The organism is uncultured Rhodococcus sp., from assembly GCF_963525155.1.
Lineage (GTDB): Bacteria > Actinomycetota > Actinomycetes > Mycobacteriales > Mycobacteriaceae > Rhodococcus_F > Rhodococcus_F qingshengii.
Window position 1 is genome coordinate 1 of the sequence record NZ_CAURKP010000173.1, and the last position, 10,436, is coordinate 10,436.

Annotated in this window: 8 protein-coding genes; 2 read left to right on the forward strand and 6 right to left on the reverse strand. The window is 63.1% G+C overall.

Annotated elements, in window-relative coordinates:
* Positions 1 to 2: 2 nt before the first annotated feature.
* The 6 genes from RWT78_RS24190 to RWT78_RS24215 form a co-directional block, all read right to left on the reverse strand.
* Positions 3 to 1,799 (reverse strand): acetyl/propionyl/methylcrotonyl-CoA carboxylase subunit alpha, encoded by a 1,797-nt coding sequence (locus tag RWT78_RS24190; RefSeq protein ID WP_030535031.1) that lies wholly within the window; start codon positions 1,797 to 1,799, stop codon positions 3 to 5.
* 138 nt (positions 1,800 to 1,937) lie between these two features.
* Positions 1,938 to 3,338 (reverse strand): condensation domain-containing protein, encoded by a 1,401-nt coding sequence (locus RWT78_RS24195; RefSeq protein WP_314681484.1) that lies wholly within the window; start codon positions 3,336 to 3,338, stop codon positions 1,938 to 1,940.
* Between the two features lie 4 nt (positions 3,339 to 3,342).
* Complete coding sequence (locus RWT78_RS24200) at positions 3,343 to 3,759, reverse strand: SufE family protein (protein ID WP_003940804.1); 417 nt, start codon at positions 3,757 to 3,759, stop codon at positions 3,343 to 3,345.
* A complete protein-coding gene (locus tag RWT78_RS24205; RefSeq protein WP_003940962.1) occupies positions 3,756 to 4,661 on the reverse strand; it encodes a sulfurtransferase in 906 nt (301 codons plus the stop codon). The genes RWT78_RS24200 and RWT78_RS24205 overlap by 4 nt, the downstream gene beginning before the upstream one ends.
* A gap of 118 nt (positions 4,662 to 4,779) precedes the next feature.
* Entirely contained in the window at positions 4,780 to 6,243 is a 1,464-nt protein-coding gene (locus RWT78_RS24210; RefSeq protein WP_075832831.1) for a condensation domain-containing protein, read from the reverse strand.
* A complete protein-coding gene (locus RWT78_RS24215) occupies positions 6,243 to 7,736 on the reverse strand; it encodes a condensation domain-containing protein (RefSeq protein WP_003940824.1) in 1,494 nt (497 codons plus the stop codon). Before RWT78_RS24215 ends, RWT78_RS24210 begins: the two co-directional genes overlap by 1 nt.
* Positions 7,737 to 7,886: 150 nt before the next feature.
* On the opposite strand from RWT78_RS24215, the gene RWT78_RS24220 reads away from it, so the two are divergent.
* Complete coding sequence (locus tag RWT78_RS24220; RefSeq protein ID WP_314681487.1) at positions 7,887 to 9,584, forward strand: MFS transporter; 1,698 nt, start codon at positions 7,887 to 7,889, stop codon at positions 9,582 to 9,584.
* A gap of 61 nt (positions 9,585 to 9,645) precedes the next feature.
* Positions 9,646 to 10,436 (forward strand): DUF222 domain-containing protein (locus RWT78_RS24225; RefSeq protein ID WP_314681489.1); only part of this gene is annotated, 791 nt, incomplete at its 3' end.

Sequence of the window (10,436 nt, forward strand, 5' to 3'; positions counted from 1 at the left end):
CCCTACTTCAGTTCTGCGAGAACCGTTCCCTGCGTGATTGCTGCACCCGGCTCGACGGACAGTCCGGTGACGACACCGGCCTTGTGCGCGTTGACGGGGTTTTCCATCTTCATGGCTTCGAGAACGGCGATCAGATCGCCTTCTGCGACTTCCTGGCCTTCGGTCACTGCAACCTTGACGACGGTGCCCTGCATCGGAGCCGTGACAGCGTCACCCGATGCTGCACCTCCGCCGGCGCCGCCGCGCTTGCGCGCCTTCGGCTTCTTGCGGATCGCACCGGAGGCAGCGCCGCCGCCGTTGCCGAGCGAGAACTGGCCCGGGAGGGAAACCTCGACGCGACGTCCACCGACCTCGACGACGACGTTCTGACGCGGCAGAGCCTCGTCCTCGTCGTCTACGGGAGCACCGGCGCCTGCGTACGGCTCGATGGGGTTGACCCAGTCGGTTTCGATCCACTTGGTGTAGATGTCGAACTTCTCGCCGTCACCGATGAACGCCGGGTTCTCGACGATGTGGCGGTGGAACGGGAGAACGGTCGCGAGGCCGTCGATCTCGAACTCGGCCAGAGCGCGCGATGCCCGCTGGAGGGCTTCTTCGCGGGTGGCGCCGGTGACGATGAGCTTGGCGAGCATGGAGTCGAATTGTCCGCCGATGACGTCGCCGGCAACGACACCGGAATCGACGCGAACGCCGGGGCCCGTGGGCTCACGGTAGACGGAGACCGGGCCGGGGGCAGGCATGAAGCCGCGGCCGGCGTCTTCGCCGTTGATGCGGAACTCGAAGGAGTGTCCACGCGGGGTGGGATCTTCCTTGATGGAGAGTTCTTCGCCGTTGGCGATGAGGAACTGCTGACGCACGAGGTCGATGCCCGCGGTCTCTTCCGTGACGGGGTGCTCGACCTGCAGGCGGGTGTTGACCTCGAGGAAGGAGATGGTGTCGCCCTGAACCAGGTACTCGACCGTTCCGGCGCCGTAGTAGCCGGCTTCCTTGCAGATGGCCTTGGCGGATGCGTGGATGCGTGCGCGCTGGTCGTCCGTCAGGAAGGGAGCGGGAGCCTCTTCGACGAGCTTCTGGAAGCGACGCTGCAGCGAGCAGTCGCGGGTACCGGCGACGACGACGTTGCCGTGCTGGTCGGCGATGACCTGAGCCTCGACGTGGCGGGCCTTGTCCAGGTACTGCTCGACGAAGCACTCGCCGCGACCGAAGGCTGCGATGGCCTCACGGGTGGCCGACTCGAACAGCTCGGGGATTTCCTCGATGGTCTGGGCGACCTTCATGCCGCGTCCACCGCCACCGAAGGCAGCCTTGATCGCAACCGGGACGCCGTATTCCTTGGCGAATGCGACGACCTCGTCGGCGCCCTTGACGGGATCCTTGGTGCCTGCTGCCATCGGTGCCTTCGCGCGTTCTGCGATATGGCGTGCCGTGACCTTGTCGCCGAGGTCGCGGATGGACTGCGGTGACGGACCGATCCAGATGAGGTTCGCGTCGATGACGGCCTGGGCGAAGTCGGCGTTCTCGGAGAGGAAGCCGTAGCCGGGGTGGATGGCGTCGGCGCCGGACTTCTTGGCTGCGTCCAGGATCTTGTCGAACACGAGGTAGGACTCGGCGGACGTCTGTCCACCGAGGGCAAATGCCTCGTCTGCGAGCTTCACGAACTGCGCGTCTGCATCGGGCTCGGCGTAAACGGCAACGCTGCCGTAGCCGGCATCCTTGGCCGCCCGGATGACCCGTACCGCGATTTCACCGCGGTTCGCGACAAGCACCTTCGTAATGTGCGCGCTGGCATGACTGGGCACTGAGCCTCCTGTGGTTCGCATAGTCTGTCTCCGCGGTGTATTCCTCTGGGATTTCACCATCGGGGGATTGGCATCACTTCGGAGTGTATGCATCGCTTCGGCGCTGGTTGTAACCGGATCGCTAAAGCCCACTCCGGCTTAGGAAACGGTTTCGAAAACTACCGATGAGTAGCTGTCGGAGGTGGCGGCGTCCGGTTCGGTGACGATTTCTTCGATGGTCCGGCGCAGTGCGGCCACGTAGGCGTGAACCGCGGCGTTCGCCGTCTCGTTGCCCGGGTACCTGACCGCGAGGTTGAGTCCCTGGGGTGTGCGGTTGATCCAGATGTAGACGTCGTGCGTATATGCCTTGCTTCGAAGTGCTCTGGCGTTCCACTCGGGCCACTGTGCGGCTTCGGGCACGAAGCGAACGTCCATGTAGGACACGACGAATCGCGGTCGGATCGGGGTTTCGAGGTGCTCACCGATCCGATCGAACGGGACAGCTGCGGCAGGCTTGACCGAAGCGATGGATTCGGCGGCGCGTGTCGCGAGGTCGCCGAACGAACAGTCCGATCCAACGGCGAACTCGACCGGGCACAGTCCGACGAACCAGCCGAGCGCACCCGCCCACTCCTGAGCGCTGCGGGTGTGAACCGGCGTCACGACCTCGAATCGATCGGATCCCGCGACTTCGCGACCTACAGCGGCAAGTCCGCCGAGAAGTCCGGCGAAGTACCCCACGCCGGTGGCTGCACACGTCGAACTGAAGGCCTTGGACTGGTCGGCGTCGAGCAGCCAGGTCGACAGGCCGTTCTGAGAATCGGTTCCACGGTCACCGATCGGTAGCGGGAACTGGGGTAGACCGTCCGTGCCGAGAGCCTTTCGCCAGATCTCGACCGCAGCCTTCTCGGCTTCCACGTCGGCCATCTGCTCGCGTTCGACGGCACCGAAATCGACGTAGCTGCCCACCGGAAACAGATTTGCAGCACTACCGGTCGAGGCCTCGCGGTAGAGAGCTGCGATCTCGTGAGCGACCAGCACGATCGAGAACCCGTCGATGATCGAGTGGTCCGCCGCGAAGAACACGGTGAACGGACCGTCGCCACCGCGGGGCGTCAGCGTCGCGAAGACGTACGACGGCCAACTGTGCGGGGACGCGTAATCGTCGAACAGGCGGTGAAGGTGGTCGAAGTTGTCCTGGCTGGACGCGTCGTAGCCGTGGCTGACGACCCCGATGTCGATTCCGCCGAGCGGGACCGTGTGCCGGGTGATCTCGCCGCTCGAGGGCTCGAGGACGGTATGCGAGCGCAGAACTTCGTGACGGTCGATCCACCGGCCGAGAGCGACTCGGAACGCATCGACGTCGAGCGGGCCGGAAATCTCGAAAGCTGTTCCCAGCCAAGACTTGTCGCCTGCGCCTGCAGCGGAACGGTTGAGATGTGCCTCGTGAATGTAGGAGACGGGCCGCGGATCCGGAACCCAGGGCCCGGTTGCGCACGGCAACCATTCGACGAGTGCGCCGGCCGGAATCGCATAGTCGGCCAGTTCGGTGAACTCCATGTTTTCAGCCCCGCAAGTGCCGCTTGATGCGCGCGAGCATGGCCGACATTCCGCGCAGACGGAGCGGGCTCACGGCTTCTGCGAGACCGAGCGCCGAATAGAAGTCGTCGGGTACACCGAGGATCTCGTCGGCGCTGTGGCCGTCGAGCCCCTGCGCGAGAATCGATGCGAAACCACGCGTCGTGGGAGCCTCGGGGGGAGCGCTGAAGTACAGACGGACGTTGTCGCGATCCGAATCGTCGACCGAGAGGAAGAGCGGCGACTGACATTCGGGGACCGGCTCCATCGCGCTCTGCTCGAGCTCCGCCGGCAACGGCGGCAGCTCTCGGCTGAACTCGAGAAGAAGGGTGAGCTTGTCCGAGGCCCCGACGGCCGCGAAGTCGTCGACGATCTCGGCCAGAGCCGAAGGAAGAGCGCTCATGACGCCGATACGGAGGAAGGAACGGCTCCGGGCTCTTCGCCCTGGACGATCGGGACGCGCACGGCATTGCCCCACTCGGTCCATGAACCGTCGTAGTTACGAACGTTCGGGTAGCCGAGAAGATGAGTCAACACGAACCAGGTGTGACTGGAACGCTCACCGATGCGGCAGTACGCGACGATGTTGTCGTCGGCCGACAGGTCGCCGTAGATCTCGCCGAGTTCGGTACGGGTGCGGAAGCGGCTGTCCGGTGCCGCTGCCTTCGCCCACGGGATGCTGAGCGCGCTGGGAATGTGTCCACCACGCAACGCACCCTCTTCGGGGTAGTCGGGCATGTGGGTGCGCTCGCCGGTGTACTCCTGCGGAGATCGCACGTCGATGAGCGGCCCGTCGCCCAAGTGCGCGAGAACGTCGTCCTTGAATGCGCGGATGGGAGCGTCGTTGCGCTCGACGACCGGGTAATCCGTTGACGTGATGTCGGGAACGTCGAAAGCGGTGTCGCGGTTCTCGGCGATCCACGCATCGCGGCCACCGTCGAGAAGACGGACGTCCTCGTGGCCGAACAGAGTGAAGACCCACAGTGCGTAGGCCGCCCACCAGTTGCTCTTGTCGCCGTAGATGACCACGGTGTCGTCGCGGCCGATGCCCTTGCGGTTCATCAACTCTGCGAACTTCGCACCGTCGATGTAGTCGCGGGTGACCGGATCGTTGAGGTCGAGATGCCAGTCGATCTTCACGGCTCCGGGGATGTGGCCGACGTCGTACAACAACACGTCTTCGTCGGATTCGACAACCTTGAGGCCCGGCGCACCGAGATTCGCCGAGAGCCATTCCGTCGAGACCAACCGGTCGGGATGCGCGAACTCGGCAAACGCGGTTGAGGGATCGGGGGCAACGGGCACGGGCGTACTCCTGAAGACGAATCGTTCGGTTCGAACACGGACTTGATCGATTCTATGCGCTGTGCGCAAGGTGAGACGCCCGGAAGCAGGTTCTGCCTGCTCGTGCCCGTTGCCGACCCTAAATCCTCGGTGTTCCTGCTCCGACGCTCGAATCTCTCAATTGTTCGGTGACACTTCCGATCGGCGTCACGCCCCGGGCGCAGACCTCTCTCAGAATCCGGTCGAGTTCGGTGAGGAAATTCACCATGGTGTCGTTTGCCGTCTCGGTGTCGGGAAAGCGTGAACGCAGCGAGAGACCACGGTTCGTTCGCGAAATCCAGAACTGGGCATCGTCGGCGACCGTCACATTGCTGATGTGATGGGCGTTGAGGAGATCATGATCGTCTGTGCCGGGTAGTTTGCGGTAATCGATGTAGGACACCATGAAGACGTCGGTGCGCGTGCGTCGAATCTTGTCGCCCAAAGCATCTCGAACCTGGGCCATGGTGACGCCCTCGAGCGTCAACGCAACTCGGAACGACGCGTGCGTATGTGCAAGGGATGCACCGAAATCCGCATCGGGAGTGATCTGGACCGTGATCGGCGCGCTGGTGGTGAGCCAGCCGATCGCGTCGGCCCAACGCGGATCTTTGCGAATGTGAAGCGGAAATTGCAGCGGAAGCGTCGACTGCCCGGTGTACGAGTGGACGGAAAGTCCCATCGCAGTGAGGATTCCGGTGAACACGCTACCGCCGGCGGATAGGCAGATCTCGTCGAACGTCGCCGTCAACTCCTCGTCGAGCAGCACGCGCACATCGGCGCCCTGCGGCGCGGGCTTTCCGCCCTCGACGCCGAGATCCAAGGGGAAACTCGGTGATGTGCCACCGCAGATCTCGTAGAACCTTGCCCACTCGCGGATTCGAGGGTCGTTGTCGACTGGAAGCAGAGCGTCTGCCTCCAGTTCGCAGTACCGCACGAAACTTCCCGGGTCACCCAGTCGGCTCATCACTGCGTCGACGGCCTCGTGGTCGGTCAGATCGGGTAGGGCGATCAGTCCCTCGTAGATCTGTCGCAGTTCCCCGAGAGCGATGACCAACGAGTAGCCGTCGACGAGTGTGTGATCGAACGCGCTCAGGACCGTGTAGTGCTCTTCGCGTTCGACCGTGGCAAACGTGTATGCAGGGAAGGTCAGTGGATCGCATACCGTCGTGAATCGCTTCTTGAGATGCGCTCGGAGGTCTTCGGTCGAATCGAATTTCAGAGGTTCCGAAGTCTCGATGTGTGTGCCGTCGGGATCGAGTCCCATTCGGGTGGTGGTGAACTCGCCCACCTCGAATCCTGTGTGCAGAGTGTCATGGCGACTGATGAACAGGCGCAGCGCGAGATCGAGTGCAGGCCGATTCAGTTCTCCGGGAAGGTCGAATGCGGCTGCCATCCACACACTTCGGCCCATGCCGTGTGTTCGCGCAGTCTCGAGGTGAAAATGCTGGTTGTACGACGGTGGTACTTCCGACTCGGTGACGGCGCCGTCCGCGGGCTGGAGCGACCATTCGGTGACGATTCCGGGCTCGAGTCCGTATCGATCGATCGAGGTGACATGCATCAGGCCGCTCCCTCTGGTGCCGCGAACGAGTAGTCGCCCTGAGCTGCAACAGTTTTGATGATCTTGGAGACGTGCTCGGCGAAGCGGGTGGCCGATTCGTGGGCAATGGGGGTGTCAGGGTGGGACACGGCGATCCAGGTTCCGGTGTGCATCCGGTTGATCCACATCGACGCGATCTGAGTCTCTTTGCCGCCGACGATTCCCGTTGCCTTCGTCTCGGCATAACTGTACGGATCCGGCATGCGGCGGCCGTCGATGTACGAGACGATCGGCGGCGGGGTGAGCGTCTTCGACAATCCGCCGGGTGCGGAATCCGACTCGGCCAAGCTCGACAGAACCAGATCGATGACCTGCTGCACGGAGACATCGAGGAGTGCCTTGCCGTCGTGGTACCCCTGCTGCCCGAGCTTTGCCAACTCGGTGAAGCGTCGCTTGTCGTCGACGTCGATGCCGACCGGGATCAGGTTGATGTACCAGCCCTGTGCAAACGAGTCGGCCTCGGTTCGTGTGCTGACCGGCGAGAGGGCGATGTACTTGTCGCGCCCGGCCAGTTCGAATTCCGCAATCGCGAGCGCGGTGAATATTCCACCGATGAAGTTGGCGCCGTTGGCTTTACAGACCGCACCGAACTTCTCGCACTCGATGTCATCGGCCAGGTCGAAGCGTGAACCGATTGCCGGTTTGGGCGCGTCTTCGGCCCCGAGCGGGAGCGGAAATCCGGGGAACGAGCCGCCGCTGCGCATGAGGTAACCGAGCCACTGGTGCACTTCGGGTGACTGCATCGTCAGTTCGGTTGTTCGCTCGCGTTCGACGCGACCGAACTGTGCGTAACTTCCCGCGGGGCCCAGTTCGGGATGTGACCCGGTCGTTTCCGCTGCGTAGAGCTGACGCAATTCCGCGTACATCAACACCATCGAGTTCATGTCCGAATGGGCGTGGTCGACCGCATGGAACAGGGTGAAGCTCGGATCGGCTTCGAGGTCGGCATGGTGGTGCTCGACGGCACCGAACACGAAGGCCGGCCACTGCAGCGCGCTGGTTTCGGTGGCGAACTTGGTCGCGACGAGCGCGCGGATCGCCTCGGATTCGGAGACGTCGTCGCCCACGCGGTACTCGAGTTCGATGCTTTCGACCGGCACCACGTGTCGACGGACCTCGAACGAGGTGTCCGCAGCGTCGGTGGTTGCTTCGTCGAACGAGAACCAGCTGTGCAGCGTGTCGTGGCGACGGATGTAGCGCTGAAGGGCTCGCGTCATGGCGTCGCGGTCCAGTGTTCCTGCGAAATCGAAGGCGATACCGATCCACGGAGACTGCGGATCGCCCTTCTCCGCGGTGACGCGGGCGCGTCGCAGGTGGCGATCCTGCATCGTGGTCGGGGGTAGTTCTCGGTCGATCTCGGCTTCGGCGGCTCGTTGAGCGGAAGCATGCGTGACGCCCCATTCGATTACCCGCCCAGGAAGCGGGTGCCAATGGGTGATCAAGTTCAGATCCATCGAGTAGAACTCCTGCGTGTGTCGTCGAGAAGCCTGCTCTGAAAATGGGCAGACGACGAACTATCCCATCTGGGGGACTGAATTGTCCGAAATACTACAATCTAAACAAGAACAGGTTCTAGAAGCGTTGTGTTCGATTAGGATCATTCGGTGCTTCCGGACCCTTTAGGTGACGCTGTCGGCGCCGACCACAAGGGCGGGCGGCGAGCTGGTTCTCTGACGCCCTGGCTCGGGTTGGCGACGAGTCTGGCGGCGGCATTCATGCAATTGCTCGACGCGACAATCGTCAACGTCGCGCTTCCGAGTATCGCCGTCGATCTTCAAGCAGGCGTATCGGCGCAGTTGCTCATGGTCAGCGTGTACATCCTGGCTTTTGCGTGTTCGTTGATCACCGCGGCCAGGTTGGGGGACCTGTTCGGTCGTAGGGTTGTTTTTCTGACCGCCCTGTTCGTATTCGTCGCGGCCTCGTTGCTGTGCGGGCTCGCTCAGAGCGCGACGATGTTGATCGTCTTCCGGGGTTTGCAAGGGTTGGCGGCCGGTTCGATGTCCGCCCAGACGTTTGCCATCATCTCGGGTCTGTTTCCGAAGGCCAGGCATCCGCGAGTGTTCGGGATCTACGGTGCGACCATCGGGCTCGCAACGGTCAGTGGGCCTCTGATCGGCGGGCTGCTGATCGAGTGGAATCTCTTCGACTGGGGCTGGCGCCTGATCTTCTTCGTCAACATTCCGATCGGCATCGCCGCCTTGATTCTCGGGTATTTCCATCTCGTTGATGCTCGCGCTGAGCATGTGCGCTCACTGGACCTCATCGGCGCCGCACTGTCATCGCTGGCGCTGTTCCTGCTGATCCTTCCCCTGGCCGAGGGAAGGGCGCGTGGATGGCCCACAGGTCTTGTTGTCATGCTCGCGATGTCGGTGCCGGTGGCATTGGCGTTTGTGCTCTACGAATCGCGTCTGGCGAAACGAGGCGGCGATCCGGTCCTTCGTCTCGAACTTTTCCGCGACCGAGCCTTCGCGATCGGCGCGGTTCTTGCGTTCGTATTCTTCGGAACCCTGACTTCGTTGATCTTCACCATCAGTCTCACGCTTCAGTTCGGGTTCGGGTTCTCCGCATTGCGAGCGGGCGTGATGACGCTCCCGTGGGCCGTCGGCATGGGCGTGGCTGCGGTTCTCTCATCCGCGGTGTACCGGATGCTTGGAAACCGCGTCCTGATCTTGGGGATGGTCGTCTTTGCCGGCTCGCTGATCGCGTTGTCGGTCATCCTCGAACACGAAGGAACTGATCCACGCTGGCTCGCGCTCGCCGGTCCTCTCCTCCTCGGGGGCGCAGGGCTCGGACTGTTCGTGGCGCCACTGCAAACCGCGATCCTCGCGACGGTCGAACCCGCGCACGCGGGTTCGGTGTCGGGACTGCTACCGACCGTTCAGCAGGTTGGCAGCTCGATCGGACTGGCCTTGATCGGAGTGGTGTTCTTCTCGCTCGTCGCGGGGCAAGCTCCGCAAGCAGTGCAGGGGGAGCGGCCCGAGTACGTTGCGAACCTTGAAGCTGCCGGCGTTGGTCCCGGCCTGATCGACATCGCCGAAAAGGCCTTTGTCGATTGCGCGACAAGCCAATTGGCATCCGGAACACCGATGGCGGTGGCGCCGGAATGTCGCCGGGACGGCTCCGCCGGTGCCGCGGGTCAATCCGTTCAGGTGGCAGTTGATTCCGCGTACGCATCGACTCGCGCGGCGGCCGGCGAAGCATTTCTCGAAGCGCAGCGCCGTGTGCTCGCGATCATCGCAGCAATAGCGCTCGGTATCGGATTGGCGTCGACTGCTCTGCCGCGGGTCAATTCGGCGGTCTGAAAATTGCCCTTGACTCGAACGGGTGTTCGAGTACCCTGTGTGCAGGGGATCGGGGGATTCAATGAGTGTCTTGTTGTCGGATGTGGTGTCTGGTTCTGCGGTGGGGTTGCGCGGACGGTTGTGGCAGTTGACTGCTGCTGAGTTGCGTGAGGCTGCTGTCGAGGCGAGTGTGGAGATTCTGCGCCTCGAGGCTGTGCGGGTGGCAGTGGTCGACGAACTCTCGATGCGCCCGGATGATCAGGTGATCGCCAGTCGCGGGGTGGGTGCGTGGTTGGCGGCTAACACGATGTTGCAGGTTCGGGACGGGAAGAAGATCGCCGCGTTGGGTGCGGCGTTGCGGCCGTTTCCGGCGGTGGCGGCTCGGTTCGATTGCGGGGATTGCTCGTTCGAGCATGCTGTGTTGATCGTGGCGTTCTGTGAGTCACCGCCGAAGGGGATGCCGGAGGAGGCGCTCCCGAAGTGCATCGATTTGTTGTTGGCTGCTGCGTCGGGTGTGGAGGCGACGACGACGAAGGTGCGGAACGTGATCGCGACGTTGGAGCGGTTGTTCGAATCGGATGAGATTCCGCCCGCCGAGGATGTGGATCTCAATGAGTTGCGGATCGCGTCGACGCTCAATGGTCGGGTGGTGGTGCGTGGGGATTTCGACGCCCTGACCGGTGAAATGTTGTTGTCGGCGTTGTCGAATCTGACGATGCCGACCCCGGCACCGGATGGGACGCCGGATGCTCGGTCGGCGGCGAAGCGGACTGCGGATGGGTTCACGGAACTGATCCGCCGGTATCTGGACTGCGCCAAGACTGGTACCGATGGTGGTCAGCGTCCGCATGTGAACGTGCACATCAATGCTCG

Coding starts and splice junctions, on each gene's coding strand:
- RWT78_RS24195 (WP_314681484.1), bottom strand. CDS start 3,338: ATGGAGTTCACCGAACTGGCCGACTATGCGATTCCGGCCGGCGCACTC.
- RWT78_RS24200 (WP_003940804.1), bottom strand. CDS start 3,759: ATGAGCGCTCTTCCTTCGGCTCTGGCCGAGATCGTCGACGACTTCGCG.
- RWT78_RS24210 (WP_075832831.1), bottom strand. CDS start 6,243: ATGCATGTCACCTCGATCGATCGATACGGACTCGAGCCCGGAATCGTC.
- RWT78_RS24215 (WP_003940824.1), bottom strand. CDS start 7,736: ATGGATCTGAACTTGATCACCCATTGGCACCCGCTTCCTGGGCGGGTA.